15 protein-coding genes are annotated in these 15,751 nt (G+C 67.1%); 7 read left to right on the top strand and 8 right to left on the bottom strand.

The annotated features are described in order from the left end of the window. Nucleotides 1–77 precede the first annotated feature (77 nt). From J3P31_RS17805 to J3P31_RS17825, 5 genes are all read right to left on the bottom strand, one after another. Nucleotides 78–1,463, bottom strand: a complete 1,386-nt coding sequence (locus J3P31_RS17805) for an MATE family efflux transporter (RefSeq protein ID WP_210529858.1) — start codon at nucleotides 1,461–1,463, stop codon at nucleotides 78–80. Between the two features lie 110 nt (nucleotides 1,464–1,573). Continuing rightward, nucleotides 1,574–2,008, bottom strand: a complete 435-nt coding sequence (locus J3P31_RS17810) for a glyoxalase superfamily protein (protein WP_210529859.1) — start codon at nucleotides 2,006–2,008, stop codon at nucleotides 1,574–1,576. Between the two features lie 444 nt (nucleotides 2,009–2,452). Further along, complete coding sequence (locus J3P31_RS17815) at nucleotides 2,453–2,785, bottom strand: WGR domain-containing protein (protein ID WP_246849619.1); 333 nt, start codon at nucleotides 2,783–2,785, stop codon at nucleotides 2,453–2,455. Beyond that, nucleotides 2,785–3,018 carry a helix-turn-helix domain-containing protein gene (locus J3P31_RS21895; protein WP_210529886.1) on the bottom strand — a complete coding sequence of 78 codons (234 nt, stop codon included), beginning with the start codon at nucleotides 3,016–3,018 and terminating at the stop codon, nucleotides 2,785–2,787. Before J3P31_RS21895 ends, J3P31_RS17815 begins: the two co-directional genes overlap by 1 nt. Nucleotides 3,019–3,178: 160 nt before the next feature. Next, a complete protein-coding gene (locus J3P31_RS17825) occupies nucleotides 3,179–4,180 on the bottom strand; it encodes an IS30 family transposase (protein ID WP_210529860.1) in 1,002 nt (333 codons plus the stop codon). Nucleotides 4,181–4,390: 210 nt separating this feature from the next. Here J3P31_RS17825 and J3P31_RS17830 point away from each other — a divergent pair, with 210 nt between their 5' ends. From J3P31_RS17830 to J3P31_RS17840, 3 genes are all read left to right on the top strand, one after another. Then, nucleotides 4,391–5,185, top strand: a complete 795-nt coding sequence (locus J3P31_RS17830; protein ID WP_210529861.1) for an alpha/beta fold hydrolase — start codon at nucleotides 4,391–4,393, stop codon at nucleotides 5,183–5,185. Between the two features lie 3 nt (nucleotides 5,186–5,188). After that, complete coding sequence (locus tag J3P31_RS17835) at nucleotides 5,189–6,811, top strand: ATP-binding protein (protein WP_210529862.1); 1,623 nt, start codon at nucleotides 5,189–5,191, stop codon at nucleotides 6,809–6,811. 94 nt (nucleotides 6,812–6,905) lie between these two features. Next, nucleotides 6,906–7,661 (top strand): LuxR family transcriptional regulator, encoded by a 756-nt coding sequence (locus J3P31_RS17840; protein WP_210529863.1) that lies wholly within the window; start codon nucleotides 6,906–6,908, stop codon nucleotides 7,659–7,661. 161 nt (nucleotides 7,662–7,822) lie between these two features. Here J3P31_RS17840 and tsf read toward each other — a convergent pair whose 3' ends face one another. Continuing rightward, a complete protein-coding gene (tsf, locus tag J3P31_RS17845) occupies nucleotides 7,823–8,701 on the bottom strand; it encodes a translation elongation factor Ts (RefSeq protein WP_210529864.1) in 879 nt (292 codons plus the stop codon). Nucleotides 8,702–8,775: 74 nt separating this feature from the next. After that, on the bottom strand, nucleotides 8,776–9,540 hold the full coding sequence (gene rpsB, locus J3P31_RS17850) for a 30S ribosomal protein S2 (protein WP_210529865.1): 765 nt from the start codon (nucleotides 9,538–9,540) through the stop codon (nucleotides 8,776–8,778). A gap of 195 nt (nucleotides 9,541–9,735) precedes the next feature. Between rpsB and J3P31_RS17855 the strand changes: the two genes are divergently transcribed. The 3 genes from J3P31_RS17855 (at nucleotide 9,736) to J3P31_RS17865 (ending at nucleotide 12,408) form a co-directional block, all read left to right on the top strand. Continuing rightward, nucleotides 9,736–10,632 carry a PfkB family carbohydrate kinase gene (locus J3P31_RS17855; RefSeq protein ID WP_210529866.1) on the top strand — a complete coding sequence of 299 codons (897 nt, stop codon included), beginning with the start codon at nucleotides 9,736–9,738 and terminating at the stop codon, nucleotides 10,630–10,632. Then, the gene (locus tag J3P31_RS17860; RefSeq protein ID WP_210529867.1) at nucleotides 10,629–11,543 is read left to right on the top strand and encodes a pseudouridine-5'-phosphate glycosidase; all 915 of its coding nucleotides are present in this window, start codon (nucleotides 10,629–10,631) and stop codon (nucleotides 11,541–11,543) included. The genes J3P31_RS17855 and J3P31_RS17860 overlap by 4 nt, the downstream gene beginning before the upstream one ends. A 94-nt stretch (nucleotides 11,544–11,637) precedes the next feature. Continuing rightward, entirely contained in the window at nucleotides 11,638–12,408 is a 771-nt protein-coding gene (locus J3P31_RS17865) for a DUF502 domain-containing protein (protein WP_210529868.1), read from the top strand. A gap of 214 nt (nucleotides 12,409–12,622) precedes the next feature. Here J3P31_RS17865 and J3P31_RS17870 read toward each other — a convergent pair whose 3' ends face one another. Next, nucleotides 12,623–13,408 carry a 3-hydroxybutyrate dehydrogenase gene (locus tag J3P31_RS17870; RefSeq protein ID WP_210529869.1) on the bottom strand — a complete coding sequence of 262 codons (786 nt, stop codon included), beginning with the start codon at nucleotides 13,406–13,408 and terminating at the stop codon, nucleotides 12,623–12,625. Between the two features lie 508 nt (nucleotides 13,409–13,916). Between J3P31_RS17870 and J3P31_RS17875 the strand changes: the two genes are divergently transcribed. After that, nucleotides 13,917–15,746, top strand: coding sequence for an extracellular solute-binding protein (locus J3P31_RS17875; RefSeq protein WP_246849618.1), 1,830 nt, complete (start codon nucleotides 13,917–13,919; stop codon nucleotides 15,744–15,746). Nucleotides 15,747–15,751 lie beyond the last annotated feature (5 nt).

Genomic DNA, 15,751 nt, shown 5'->3' on the forward strand with positions numbered 1-15,751 from the left:
GGATCGAGGCGGGCTGAAAGGGGCCAATCCCGCTGAGAGAGGCCCCGATGTCGGCCGAAAACGATCGAGAGGGACAATCATCCCTGCTCAAGGGGTTCCAGCCTTCCATTGGTCCCGGGCAGTCCCGCCCCGCGGCGCAGCAGGACGAAACCGGTCACGATGAGGAGGCCAGCATCGGCGAGGGGCTGGGCCAGCCAGATGCCAGGCTCCCCCCAGACCAGCGGCAGCAGGAGGCTGAGTGGGACGGCGAAGACGTAGGTCCGCGTCACGGACAGGATTGCGGCCCGGCGCGCCTGCCCGAGGCTCTGGAGATGACCCGCCACGATCAGGCAGGGCCCGAAGGCAACGTAGAGCGCCACATAGAAGGGCAGGATGCGCGCGACCTCGACGGCGACGACCGGATCATCCGTGAACGCCCGCGCGATCGCATGGCGCAGGAGGACGAAACCGGCCTCCACCAGCCCCGCGTAGGCCAGCGCCGCGAGCAGGGCCACCTTCAGCGTGGCTTGGGAGCGGGCGGCAAGGCCCGCGCCGTGGCTCTGGCTGACCATGGCTTGGAGCGCCAGGGACAAGCCCAGGAGCGGCAGGTAGGCCAGGGTCATCATCCGCGTGACGACGCCATAAGCGGCGACGGTCGTGTCCTGGTCCGGCCCCCCGTGGAGCCGCAGCGCCGCGAGGACCGCTGCGCCACCCAGCGCGACGCCGAGGAAGCTCAGGCTGCGCGGCGCTCCGAGCGCGAGGATTGGCCGCCATCCCGCGACCCAGTCCCGCGCGGGCCCGAGGCGGAGGGGGAGGGGTGTCCGCCCGGAGGCCCGGTAGGCCAGGATCGTCCCGAGGGCCAGCGCCTGAGCCAGCGCGGTGCCCCAGGCCGAGCCGGCCACCCCGAAGCCCATGGCACCGATCAGGAGCGCGTTGAGGCCAAGGTTGAGCAAGGTCACCAACATGCCGGCCAGAGCCATGAACCCGACGCGTCCCTCGCTGCGGAGCGCATCGGACTGGAGGGCCAGCGCGAAGGCCACCGGCGCCGTCAGCACGGCGATGCCGAGGAAGCTCTGCGCCATCCCGGCGAGTTCGGCCGAGCCGTCGGCGAGCGCGAGGGTCAGCGACCGGCCGAGCATGGCAAAGGCTGCCATGGTTGCCGCGCACACGAGTAGCCCGAGGCCATGAGCGCCAGCGAGGACGCGGCGGGCCTCGCCGGGCTGGCCCGCCCCGAGTTTCTGCCCGATGAGGGTCGCCATGCCGCTCGCCACCATCGTGGTCAGCGCGGTCAGCAGCATGGCGGCGGGAAAGACCAGCGTCACGGCAGCCAGCGCGGCGGGACCGACGAACAGGCCCAGGAGGGCGGCGTCGGCGACCGTGAGCAGGCCGTTGAGGCCCAGGAGCAGAATGATGGGAAAGGCGGTTCGGGCGAAGGTCGCGGGAACCGGGCCGTCGAGATAGGGCGACAGGGTGCGAGTGGGCATGGTGAGAGTCCTTGCGGACGCGATCCGGCCGGACAGCTGGGTCCATGGCCGGACGGCGAGAAGGGGGAGAGGAGTGGGGCGGCGTCGCCCCGAGATTGGGGCGCCGGGGATCAGGCCCGCCGGAGGTGCATCTGCGGGGCGCCGTTGCCGGTCCGGGCGGGGGAGTCGCCTGCCTCGTCCAGCACCGCCGAGACGCGTCGACGGATATGGGCGTAGGGGCTCCCGGCCGTCACGTTGATCGGCTGGTCGAACTGGACCGTGATGCGGGTCAGCCCCGCGCCCTCGGGCCCGGCCGCCAGGAGGACGCCCTCGAAGGCATAGCCCAGATAGCGGCCGGTCACGCGATCACCGGCCGCGAGCGGGACGGGACCGCTCTCGGGCAGCAGGGCCGCGGCGGCGTTCCAGTCCCGGAAACCGTGCCGCCGGGCCACGGTCTCGAGGGCATCGCCATGGGTGACCTGGGTGCCTTGCGCCGCCTGCTGGGCGCGCCAGGTCCGGGCCTCGGCCTTCAGCCCCTGCCGGCTCAGCGTGGTGAAAGTGGTCATGGTCGTCCTCACATCCGTGAGGCGGATCATCTCATGGGGCCCGCGTTGCCATGAACCGCCTCGGACGAGGAGCGATCAAGGTCATCCCGTGCTGAGCTTCACCATCGGCGAACCGGCGGGCGGCAGGCGTCAGCGGCCGCCATCCTCCTCGCGCCGAATTCCGACTGTGTCAAGTCGGATCGGGGGAAGGCACAGTCGGTTCGGGAGAAGGCACAACGAATTCAAAGCGCGGGGGTAGGGCTGAGTTCGTGGTGCGTAGTTCTTACTTGATGCACTGTTCCGCGAAGCAGGCACCTCAACGGGTCGGCTTGTGCGTATGTTGGACGCGAAAACGGCCGCTCCTGGCCCGAGGACACTGCAAGGCTCCCTGTCCTGGGGCCATTCAGCTTCGTCGTCCCAACACGGTTCGACTCCTGACCAGACCCCGAAGGAGAATGGATCACCTCAGGACACATACCCTCGGCGGCGCTTCACACGCAGCAGAGCATGGAGCGCCGTCTTTGCCTCCGGAGCCGCCCCATACCAATCCGTCCGGGTCTGGCCCGAGGTCCCAATTCGCCCCCAGTGGCGCACCACCCCGCACTCGCCGAAGAGGCTGGTAACGAGCGCCAGGCTGTAGAACCGCCGCATGTTGCAGGACGGGTCCACGCGGGTGAGGAGGACGAGGTCAGGGCTTTGGTCGATAACAACGAGCGCGGGCTCCGGTGCAGCCGGAGCAGGACCAGGTGGCAGTGCGGCCAGCCAGTCCATGAGATCCAGCTGTTCGGGCTCGCTCATCATCCCGCTCCGCTCATGCTCCGCGTCCTTGACCCGGGGAAGTAGGCGTAGAACGTGGCCCGGCTCACGCCGAGCCTTTTCGCAATCTGGGCCACAGGGATGCTGGCATCCTTCAGGAGGGCCCGGGCCGTCGCGAGGTCCTCATCGGAGAGCTTGCGCCGGCGCCCGCCCTTGCGGCCCCGGGCAGCGGCAGCCTTCAGGCTTTCCAGTGTCCGCTCGCGGTGGAGGTCCAGGAACTACTCGGCGATGGTGAGCGCCACACGAGGTGCGACTTTCGATCTGAGGTCATCATCGTGGGTCAGGCGCGCCGGTCCAAGACCTTTTCCCGGAACACCTCGGCCGGGGTGAGCGCCACACGAGGTGCGACTTTCGATCTGAGGTCATCATCGTGGGTCAGGCGCGCCGGTCCAAGACCTTTTCGCGGAACACCTCGGCCGGCGTTCGCCAGCCCAGGCACTTGCGAGGTGTGGCGTTCAGACGGTCGCAGATCGCCTTCAGCTGGGCGCCGGAGATCGATGTCGGGTCCATGTCGCGGGGCAGCCAGCGTCGCATGCGGCGGTTGGTGTTCTCGACCGTGCCTTTCTGCCACGGCGAGCGCGGATCGCAGAACCAGGCCTGAACGCCGGCATGAGCTTGCAGGTGCGGCCAGTCGATGAACTCTGATCCTCGGTCAAAGGTGATCGAGCGGCGGGCCTTGAAGGGCAGGGAGCCCAGCACCGCCACGAGCTTGGCCATGATCGGCCTGGTCCGGCGGTCGGCGTTGGGCAGCAGGACGGTGAAGCGGCTGATGCGCTCGACCAGCGAGATCAGGTTGTGCGGGCCGAACTTCTGCCTGAACAGGACCAGATCCGCTTCCCAGTGGCCGAACTGGCGCCGATGCGCGACGTCGTCCGGACGGAACAGGATGCTGTTTTCTGGACAGAACTTCGGAGCCTGACGTTTGCGGGCGCGACGCGGGCGGCGCTTGCGGCGATGCTCGGGCAGATACCACCACAGATCGTGCTGCATACCTTCCTTGGAATAGACAAAGCGGTAAATCGTCTCCTGGCACACACGCGGCTTTGCGCCCTCGAGGCGCATGCGCCCGGCGATCTGCTCAGGTGTCCAACCGGCCTTGATCCGGTCGATGACTTGGCCCTGAAGCTCGGCGTGGCGGATCAGCTTGCGCTCCTTGGCGCGCCGGAGCGTCGCCTTCATCTTGGCCACCATCCAGAAGTAGCCCACGACCTTCGGCATGGCCTCATCGCGAAAGTGGTTGCGCTTGAGTTCCCGGTAGATGGTGGACCGATGCCGACCGAGCCTCTCGGCAATCACGTCCGGGCTGACCTTGGCCTGCCGCCACAGCTCCAGCTTCCGGCGTTCCTCGTCATTCAGTTGGGAGTAGGTGCGCTTCATCGGGCGTCCTTTCGAGGCTCAACAGATTGAGAAGACTCGAAAGTCGCGCTTCAGAGTAGCGCTCACCCGCCTACAGGCCAAAGTCGCATAATATATATTATGTAAAGTACATGATTCGGCGAAGTTCCACCAGGCGCGCCGACTGCTCGCCTCATGGTGGTTTCCTAAATCCGCCTGCGATATAAGACGCGAAAGTCGAAGGAACGCGTCATGGACGTGATCAAGCGTAACAATGTTAAGGTTCTTGGCGAAGGAACGCAGCCCATCGTCTTCGCCCATGGCTTCGGCTGCGACTGGACGGCCTGGCGCAGCGTGGCCCCCAACTTTGAACGCGACCATAAGGTCATCCTCTTCGATCATGTCGGCGCTGGCGGCTCCGATCTGACGGCCTACAGGTCCGACAAGTATTCGAGCTACGCCGGCTATGTCGCCGACGTGCTGGAGATCATCGACGAACTGGACATGAACGACATCGTGTTCGTCGGGCACTCGGCCGCCGCCATGATCGGGATGCTGGCCTCCATCCAGAAGCCCGAGCGGTTCGACAGTCTGGTCATGGTGTCGCCCTCGCCGTCTTTCCTCGATGAAGGCGACTACAAGGGCGGCTTCTCACGCGATGACATCGACGGATTGCTCGAGGTGCTGGACAGCAACTTCCTGGGTTGGTCCCGGTCGACCGCGCCGCTCATCATGGGCAATCCCGAGCGGCCGGAGCTGGGCGACGTCCTGACCGGGAGCTTCTGCCGCACCGACCCCGACATCGCCCGGGAGTTCGCGCGCGTCGTGTTCCTTGCCGATCACCGGGCGGATGTCCCGAACTGCACGAAGCGGGCGCTCGTGCTTCAGACACAGGCCGACTTGATCGCTCCGGTCGAAGTCGGCCATTATATGCACGACCACCTTCCCAACAGCGAACTGGTGCTCATGAAGGCCACGGGTCACTGCCCGCATATCAGCGCGCCGGAGGAAACGTCCGCGGCGATCCGCAGCTTCCTGGCCGGATGACTCATGCCGCCCTCGGGTGCTCCTCCCGATGAAACGGCCGAAGACCTCTACGAGAGTGCGCCTGTCGGTTATCTGACTCTCGACTCGGGCGGTCTCATCACGCGCGTGAACGGAACGCTGGCCGGATGGCTCAACCTGGACAAGCCGGCGCTCCTGGGTCAGAAGGTGCAGAAGATCCTGACGCCTGGCGCGCGGATCTTCTACGAGACCCATTGCGGCCCCATCCTTCGGCTTGAAGGCGCGCTGCGCCAGATCGCGCTGGACCTTCGGCGCGCCGATGGCACCCGTCTCCCGGCCCTCATGGAATGGCGGCGCGTGGACGGCCTCGACGGCGCTCCGCTGGGCTACAGGGTCATGGTCGTCGATGCGACCGAACGTCGGGCCTATGAGCGCGAACTCCTGGACGAGCGTGAGCGGGCCCGGAAGACCGCCGAAGAGCTCGCGCGGCTCAATGCGGATCTCGAAACGCGGGTCGAGGCGCGGACCGCCGATCTCGTGCAGCTCCGCAAGATCGAGAGCCTGGGTCAGCTGACCGGGGGCGTCGCGCATGACATGAACAATCTGCTCACGCCTATCGTGACTTGCCTCGACATCCTCTCGCGGAGCACGAACCTCAGCCCGCGCCAGGAGCGTCTTCTGGGAGGTGCGACGGAAGCGGCCGAGCGCGCCCGGATCCTCGTGAGCCGGATGCTGACCTTTGCGCGCCGTCAGCACCTCGAGGCTCGCCCCGTCGACCTGACCGAGCTGGTTCTTGGAATGCACGACCTGATCACGCGCTCGATCGGCCCCCTCATCGAGCTGCATGTCCAGGCCGATCCCGACCTTCCGCTCGCCCGGGTGGACCCCAACCAGCTCGAGCTCGCGATCCTGAACCTGAGTGTGAATGCTCGCGACGCAATGAACGGCCAGGGTCACCTGACCCTTCGGCTCGGGACGACCCTGATCGCGGACGGACAGCCAGCGCCTCTACCGGCGGGGCGCTACATGTCACTGGTGATGCGCGATACGGGCGCCGGGATGGATGCGGCCACGCTCGCCCGCGCGACGGAGCCGTTCTTCACCACCAAGGCGCCGGGACATGGAACCGGCCTTGGCCTCTCCATGGTCCATGGACTGGCGGAACAGAGCGGAGGTGCCCTCTTCATCGAGAGCGTCCCCCAGGCCGGAACCACGGTGACCATCCTGCTTCCTCTCGCCAGCGAGGCAGTGCGCGCCACGCCTGCCCCGCCCGCACCTTCCTACAAGGAGCCGGTCCAACGGCTGCGAATCCTCCTCGTGGACGACGACGAACTTGTCCGGAGCAGCGTCGCGGCGATGTTGGATGAGCTGGGTCACGACGTCAGGGATGTCGCCACGCCGCTGCTGGCACTGAACGAAGTGAACGCCGCCTACCCGGACCTGCTGATTTCGGACTTCGCCATGCCTGGGATGACGGGTCTGGCCCTCATACAGGCGGCACGTCAGCAGCGCCCGTCCCTTCCCGTGCTCCTGGTCACCGGGTTTGCGAACCTCCCGGACCTGGACGCGACGACCCTGCCCCGCCTGTCCAAGCCGTTCTCGCGGGCCGAACTGGCCAGCGCCATCGCTCAGGCTGCGCACGTCCCGAATGCGTCACTAGCCACCTAAGTCGGGCGCTCCCCCGCTTCTTTCCCCAGCGTCAACGTTGAAGGATCAGAAAAAACCGGGTGTGATCGAGGTCGGACATGGTAAACAGATTGTCATGCATGACCTTGTCGTCCACCTGGATCGCGTGAACAACGCGAACTCCGTCGAGGGGCTTTGGCGCCTGCATCTCGACGCCATGGCAGCTTATGGATTCGATCGGCTTCTCTACGGCTACACCCGGTACCGGAGCGGACGGTCCCTCGGGGATCCGCAGGACTGGGTCGTCCTGACGAACCTGCCGGCCGCCTATATGCGCCCTTACATCGAGGACGGGCTTTACGCCAACGGCCCCATGGTGCGTTGGGCGTTGGAGCATGATGGCGCCTGCTCCTGGTCGGTGATTACCGACATGGTCAACCGCGGAACCCTCAGCCCTGCGGAACTGAAGACCATGGAGTTCAATCGGAAGCTCGGTGTCAGCGCGGGCTATACGATCAGCTTCCGTTCAGTGTCCCAGCGCGCCAAGGGTGGAATCGGGCTCTGCGCCCGGCCAGGGATGAGCCAGGACGATGTGGACGCCCTGTGGCAGGAGCATGGGCCGGGGATCACGGTGATGAACAACGTGTTCCACCTCAAGCTCCTCACCCTGCCCTACAGCGGCTCGCGTCAGCTCACCCAGCGCCAGCGGGAAGTCCTGCAATGGGTGGGTGACGGCAAAACGGCGCAGGACATCGCCCTGCTCATGGGCCTGACGGCCGCAACGGTCGAAAAGCACCTGCGGCTTGCCCGCGAGGCCCTGGATGTCGAGACGACTGCCCAGGCAGTCCTGAAAGCCGCGTTCTACAATCAGATGTTCACGATCGACGCCTAGCCGACTGTAAGCCGTCCCGGCCCGACAGTCACAGCACCCAGGCCAGCGATGCAACTGGCCGGCAGGCCCGCCTCATGGAGTGGGGCCGCCGCCATGACCGGGGGCGACCCGAAATGACGGCACCGCGCCGCTCCGTGGGCTACGCGGTGCCGTCGGTCGCCTTAGGCGCCGGCGTTCATCTTGGCCACTTCGGCCGCGAAGTCTTCGGTCGCCTTCTCGATGCCCTCGCCGACCGCGAGCCGCACAAAGCCGGTGACCGAGACGCCGGCGTCCTTGGCCGCCTGGGCCACCGTCAGATCCGGATTCACGACGAAGGCCTGGCCCATGAGGGTCGCCTCGGCCATGAACTTCTTCATCCGGCCTTCCAGCATCTTCTCGATCACGGCGTCGGGCTTGCCCGATTCCTTCGCGATGTCGAACTGGACCTGACGCTCCTTGGCGACCAGCGCCGGATCAAGCGCGGCTTCGTCCAGGGCGGCGGGGTTCGCGGCGGCGACGTGCATCGCGATCTGGCGGCCGATGCCGTTGTCGGCACCCGACAGCGCAACAAGGACGCCGATCTTGCCGAGACCCTCGGCGGCGGCGTTGTGGACATAGGACACGACGGTGTCGCCGCTGAGCGTCGCCATGCGGCGGATCGTCATGTTCTCGCCGATCTTGGCGATGGCGTCGGTGACGGTGGCCTCGGCGCTCTGCCCGTTGATGTCGGCCTGCTTCAGCGCGTCGACATCGTTCACGCCCAGGGCGGCGGTGGCCACGCTACGGACCAGCGCCTGGAACTCGGCGTTCTTGGCCACGAAGTCGGTCTCGGAGTTCACCTCGACGACAACGCCCTTGCCACCTTCGACGGCCACGCCCACGAGCCCTTCGGCCGCGGTGCGCCCGGACTTCTTGGCGGCCTTGGCAAGACCCTTGGTCCGCAGCCAGTCGATGGCAGCGTCCATGTTGCCATCGGTCTCGGTCAGCGCCTTCTTGGCGTCCATCATGCCCGCGCCGGTGGTCTCGCGCAGTTCCTTCACCATGCTCGCCGTGACGGCCATCTCATCCTCCTTGAATGGAAATCCGGGCGGGGTGTCGCACCCGCCCGGTGTCAGTTTCGCGACAAACGCCCGGATCAGGCGGTCGCGGTGTCCTCGAGAGTCTCTTCGTTGAGATGCTCCATGGCGCCGAGGTCAACGCCGGCGGCACCCAGTTGGGCGCTCATGCCGTCGAGGGCCGCGCGGGCCACGAGATCGCAGTAGAGCTGGATCGCGCGGGCGGCGTCATCGTTGCCGGGGATCACATAGTCCACGCCCTTGGGCGAGCAGTTGGTGTCCACAACGGCCACGACCGGAATGCCGAGCTTCTGGGCTTCCTGGATCGCCAGGTCTTCCTTGTTCACGTCGATGACGAACAGGAGATCCGGCACGCCGCCCATCTCACGGATGCCGCCCAGCGAGGCCTGGAGCTTGGCCTGCTCGCGCTCCATGCCGAGCCGCTCCTTCTTGGTGAGGCCTTCGAAGCCGCGGTCGGCGGCTTCGTCGATGGCCTTGAGGCGCGCGATCGACTGGGACACGGTCTGCCAGTTGGTCAGCGTGCCGCCCAGCCAGCGGTGGTTCATGTAGAACTGGGCCGAACGCTCCGCGGCGTCGGCGATCGACTTCTGCGCCTGGCGCTTGGTGCCGACGAAGAGGATGCGGCCGCCGCGGGCGACGGTGTCGCGGATCACGCGCAGCGCTTCGTCCAGCATGGGAACGGTCTGCGTCAGGTCCAGGATGTGGATCCCGTTGCGCGACCCGTAGATGAACGGGGCCATGCGGGGGTTCCAGCGCGCGGTCTGGTGGCCGAAGTGAACGCCTGCTTCAAGAAGCTGGCGCATGGAAAACTCAGGGAGAGCCATGTCCTTGTCCTTTCCGGTTTGAGCCCTCGACGGAGGATCAGGGTCGCCCCCAACCGGTGGACCGTCGAGGGATGTCTCCCCCCGGGGCCCGCCTCCGCCTGTGAAGTGGGGGGGACCTAACGGCAAAGGTGGGCGGATGCAAGGGGCTGCGGGCCCGGGTTGACCTCGTGGGGCCGATCGTCGCAACTGCCTGCCATGATCGCTGCCCCCGACATCCTTTGCATCGGCTCGGTTCTTTGGGACATCATCGGGCGCACCCCGTCGCATATGCGGCTGGCGGCGGATGTGCCCGGACGGATCACCCGGGTGCCGGGCGGCGTCGCCATGAACATCGCCATGACGCTTCGCCGCTTCGGACTGCGCCCGGCGATCCTGACCGCCCTGGGCCGCGACCCCGAGGGCGAGACCCTCGCGGCCGAGGCAGGGCGCATGGGCATCATCACCGATTTCGCGTATCTTTCCGAAGACCTGCCGACCGATCGTTACATGGCGATCGAAGGCGCGAACGGCCTCATCGCGGCCATTGCGGACGCGCATTCGCTCGAGGCGGCCGGGGACAAGATCCTCCGCCCGCTCGAGGATGGCCGGCTCGGATCCCCCGGCTCCCCCTGGAGTGGTCCGGTGGCGCTGGACGGCAATCTCACGGCCGACCTGCTGGCTCGCATCGCAGCCTCGCCCCTCTTCTTCAGAGCCGACTTGAGGGTCGCCTCCGCAAGCCCCGGAAAAGCCGAACGTCTTCTCCCGTTGCTGGATCACACCGGCGCGACGCTCTACGTCAATCTCGAAGAAGCGGGCATCCTGTGCCAAAGGGAGTTCGCGACCTCCGCCGAGGCCGCCGAGGGCCTGCTTGGGCGGGGTGCCCGGCGGATTCTGGTGACCGATGGGGGCCGGTCGGCCTCCGACGGCGACTCCGGGGCTGGCGTGCTGACCCAATCCCCGCCCGAGGTTCTGGTCACGCGCGTGACCGGAGCGGGCGATACCTTCATGGCCGCCCATATCGTGGCCGAGCGCGAAGGCGCCACCCGTGACGCCGCGCTGGACCGTGCCCTTAGGGCCGCCGCCCATTACGTTTCCGGAGACACACCTTCATGATCCCGATCACCTTCTCCCCCGACGTCGAGACAGCCCGCGCATCGGGGACTCCGATCGTGGCGCTCGAGTCGACGATCATCACCCACGGCATGCCCTGGCCCCGCAACGTCGAGACGGCGCGGCGGGTGGAGGCGGAGGTGCGGGCCAACGGCGCAACGCCGGCGACGATAGCCGTTCTCGCCGGCAGGCTCCATGTTGGCCTGTCGGAGGATGAACTGGAATCGCTGGGCCAGGCGCGCGACGTGGCCAAGCTGTCGCGGGCCGATTTTGCCGCCTGCCTGGCCCGTGGCGGCAACGGCGCGACCACCGTCGCGGCGACGATGATCGCGGCCCGGCTCGCCGGGGTCGAGGTCTTCGCCACCGGCGGCATCGGCGGCGTCCACCGGGGGGCCGAGACGAGCTTCGACATTTCGGCGGACCTGCACGAATTGGCCCAGACGCCCGTCACCGTCGTCGCGGCCGGGGCCAAGGCCATCCTCGACCTGCCCAAGACCCTGGAAGTGCTCGAGACGCTCGGCGTCCCCGTCATCGCCCTCGGGCAGGACGAGCTTCCGGCATTCTGGTCCCGCAGCTCGGGGCTGAAGGCTCCGTTGCGGATGGACGACCCCGCGCAGATCGCCGCCGCCCACCGGATGCGGGCGTCCATGGGCCTGCCCGGCGGCCAGCTCGTCACCAACCCCATCCCGGCGGCGGACGAGATCGCCTCGGACGTCCTCGCGCCCTCCATCCGGCAGGCCCTGCGCGAGGCCGAGGAGCGGGGCATCGCGGCCAAGGCGGTCACGCCGTTCCTCCTCCAGCGGATCTTCGAGCTGACGGAGGGCCGCAGCCTCGAGGCCAACATCGCGCTGGTCCTGAACAACGCAAGGCTCGCTGCGCGCATCGCTGTGGAACTGGGCAGGATGCCGGCCTGACGCAGTCGTGCCCAAGCGCGGGGCGACGGGCGTGTTGCGGCCCGGGCCGGGGCTGGCCTAGAACGCTCGGGACCGAACGTCCAAGGCCCTCGCCATGCATCCTGTCGATCTGCCGCCCCGACCGCCGCGCCAGCAGCACTGGCTGGTGACGCGCATCCTCGGGGCCTTGCGGAACAACTTCTTCGCCGGGGTCGTGGTGATCGCGCCCATCGGCCTGACGGTGTGGCTGATCTGGACGGCGGTGGGCTGGGTGGACAGCTGGGTCATGCCTTTCGTGCCCCGGTACTGGCATCCGGATTCGATCGTGAACCGGATGATCGGCAACGCCCCCGGCAGCCCCGACTGGATCGAGGTGAACGTCCGGGGCGTGGGCGTGGTCGTGTTCCTCGTGTTCACCGTCCTGATCGGCTGGATCGCCAAGGGCCTGATCGGGCGGTCCCTTCTCCGCAGCGGCGAGGATCTGGTGGGCCGCGTGCCGGTCATCCGCTCGATCTACAACGCCGTGAAGCAGATCTCGGAAACCGTCTTCACGCAGTCCGACGCCCGCTTCGAGAAAGCCTGTCTTGTGGAGTTCCCGCGCAAGGGGGCCTGGTCCATCGCCTTCATCTCGGCCCCTCTGCGCGGCGAGATCCGGCATCGGCTGATCCAGGAGTTCGGGGACGACGAGATGGTGACGCTGTTCAAGCCCATCACGCCGAACGCGACGACGGGCTACCTGCTGTTCGTGCGAAGGTCGGAGATCATCGAGCTCGACATGTCTCTGGAAGATGCGGCCAAGCTCGTGATCTCCGCCGGCCTGGTCTATCCGGGAGAGGCTGTCAGCAGCGCCGGAGAGGTCACACCGCCTGCGGCCCCATCCCTCTGAGGGGCCTGCCGAGAGCGGGGCCCGAGAGGCGTCTCCAAGACTGCAGGTCACGATCCCGTCCGGGGTGCGGCCAGCCTTCGGGGCCGCCCTTAAGGGTGCGTGATGCCATCCCACCGCAGGGCTCCTCCGGCACGGGCGAGACCCTTGGAGAGTGAGCGAGGTCTGTCGTGCCGCCCCAAGGCCCCTGCGACGCCTCCCAGACCGCCTGCGCGGGTCAGAGCGCCGTCCAGCCCCCGTCCACGCTGATCGTGGTCCCGGTGATCTGTGCCGCCGCGTCGGAGCACAGGAAGACCGCCGTGCCTCCGATCTGCTCGACCGTCGCGAACTGGCGGGACGGCTGCCGCGCCAGCATGACCTCCCGGATCACGGTCTCCCGGTCCATGTTGTGGGTCTTCATCTGGTCGGGGATCTGCGCCTCCACGAGCGGCGTCAGCACGTAGCCCGGACAGATCGCGTTCACGGTGATGCCCTGCCCGGCCGTCTCGAGCGCGGCGGTCTTGGTCAGCCCGACGACCCCATGCTTGGCCGCCACATAGGCCGCCTTGTAGGGCGAGGCCGTCAGCCCATGCGCCGAGGCCACGTTGACGATGCGCCCCCATCCCTTCGCCTTCATTCCGGTCAGCGCCACTGCCGTGGTGTGGAAGGCGGAGGACAGGTTGATGGCGAGGATCATGTCCCAACGCTCGACGGGAAACTCCTCGAGCGGCGCGACATGCTGCACGCCGGCGTTGTTTACCAGGATGTCGCAGGTCCCGGCCTGCGTGACCAGGGCCCGGCACTCCTCGCCCTTGGACATGTCGGCGCGCACATAGCGGGCCTGCACCCCGAACTCCTCGGCCAGGGACCGGGCCAACTCGTGATCCGCCGCGGCGTCCGTGAACGAATTCAGGACGACGTCCGCCCCCGCTTCTGCAAGAGACCGGGCGATCCCGAGGCCGATGCCCGAGGTCGATCCGGTCACGACGGCGGTCCGGCCGGACAGGGGGCGGGCAGAGGTCATCGCATGCTCCTTCATGTGCTGCCGCAGCATCATAAGGTGGTGAGACGTGGTCGCAATGGGCGTAATTCCGCCGATCATCCGCCACAATGATGGCGAATTTCGGCTCAGGACAGGTTTCACGCGGAAACTCAGCGAGCCCACCCAACGTCTTGGGCCTGTGGACAAACTGTGGTGGCCGACTCACGTCGGGGCGCGCCTTGACGTGATTCGTGCCCCCGTTGTAGGTGCACCGGCGGCCGGCCGGTGCATACGCGGCAGGCGCGACTACGCGAGATTCCTAAGAAATCGGGTGAACTTGGCCAGCACCCCTGGCCAGGGCACAAAAAAACGCCCGCCGAAGGGCGGGCGTTGAGTTGTTGAGGCAGGTTTCATACAGGCAAGAAACCTATCGAGCAGTGACCTCTTTATAGGCGTTCTGCAGTCGTTGCGCTAGCCAAAAGTTTGATTTCGCGGGATGGCACGCGTAACGTCGCCCAACTCGAACAGGCCACGAAAGAGAGCAGCCACCATGAAACCGCAGTTCGCGTTCTGCCTTACCCGGGGGGTGGCCCTGCTCGCGTTCCTGGGGACCACCGCCTGGGCCGAGCCCATGCACGGACTGGCCATGTACGGGGAGCCCGCCCTGCCCCGCGACTACGATCACCTGCCCTATGCGAATCCCGACGCCCCCAAGGGGGGCGAGGTGATCTCGGCCGAGGTGGGGAGCTTCGACAGCCTGAATCCCTACGTCCTCAAGGGGAAGGTTCCCTGGCAGCTGACCTTCCTTACGACCGAGTCCCTTATGGGACGTTCCCTTGATGAACCCTTCACTCTGTACGGCCTTCTGGCCGAGTCGGTGGAGGTCGCGCCGGACCGGAGCTGGGTGGAGTTCACGTTGAACCCGAAGGCCCGTTTCTCGGACGGAAATCCGGTGACGGTCGAGGATGTGATCTGGTCGTTCGAGACGGTCGGCACCGAGGGCCACCCCCGCTACCAGACGTTCTGGCAGAAGGTGAAAACGATCGAGCCGGTTGGGGACCGGGGCGTCCGCATCACCTTCAGCACGGCCGACCGGGAGCTCGTGATGCTGGCCGGCCTGAGGCCGATCCTCGAGAAGAAGCAGTGGGAGGGTGTCGACTTCGCCAACTCCGACGGGCTCGAGATGATTCCGATCACCTCCGGCCCCTATGTGGTCGAGTCGGTCGACCCCGGACGTTCGGTGATCCTGCGGCGCGACCCGGACTACTGGGGCGCCGACATCCCGTTCCGCCGCGGCACCATGAACCTTGACCGGGTGCGGATCGAATTCTTCGGAGACGAGACCGCCGCCTTCGAGGCCTTCAAGACCGGCGAGGTGAACATCGTGCGGGAAACCAATCCCGTCCGGTGGGAGACCTCCTACGATTTCCCGCTCGTGCAGGACGGGCGCGTCATCCTGAGCGAGATCCCGAACCAGCGACCCACCGGGATGACGGGGCTCGTCATGAACACCCGCGAGGCTCTGTTCTCGGACATCCGCGTCCGGGACGCCATGGAGCTCGCCTTCAACTTCGAGTTCATCAACGAGGCCATGACCGGCGGCAAGCAGCCCCGGATCACCTCCTATTTCTCGAACAGCCCCTTGGGCATGACCGAAGGCCCCGCCGAGGGCCGCGTGCGCGAGTTCCTGGGCGAGTTCCAGGCGGACCTGCCGCCGGGCGCCCTGGAGGGCTACAGCCTGCCCGAGAGCGACGGCTCCGAGCGCAACCGGGCCAACGTGGCGCGCGCGCTCGACGCCCTGGAGCAGGCCGGATGGACCGTGGGCGAGGATGGCCTCTTGCGGAACGCCCAGGGCGAGCCCTTCGCCTTCGAGATCCTGCTCGAGAACGGGTCGTCCGAGGTGGCCTCGATCGTGGACATGTATGTCCAGGCGCTCGGACGGCTGGGGATGCAGGTCACCGTGAACTCGGTCGACTCCGCCCAGTACAAGGAGCGGACCGATTCCTACGACTTCGACATGACCTACTACCGGCGGGCGCTGTCCTTGTCCCCCGGCAACGAGCAGACGCTCTACTGGGGGTCCGCGACCGCGGACGAGCCCGGCGGACGCAACCTCATGGGGGCGAAGTCTCCGGCCATCGACGGCCTGATCGACCGCCTTCTCACGGTGGAGTCGAACGAGGACTTCGTCGCGGCGGCCCAGGCGCTCGACCGGGTGCTGACGGCCGGGCGCTACGTGATCCCGTTCTACCAGTCGAACAACGCGCTGATCGCCCATTCCACCGAGCTGAAGTATCCCGAGCGCCTGCCCATCATGGGCGACTGGCCCGGCTGGCAGCCCGACGTGTGGTGGTGGGAGCCTCAGGGCAGCGGAAACTGACCAGA

Source organism: Rubellimicrobium arenae (assembly GCF_017916275.1).
GTDB classification, from domain to species: Bacteria; Pseudomonadota; Alphaproteobacteria; order Rhodobacterales; family Rhodobacteraceae; genus Rubellimicrobium; species Rubellimicrobium arenae.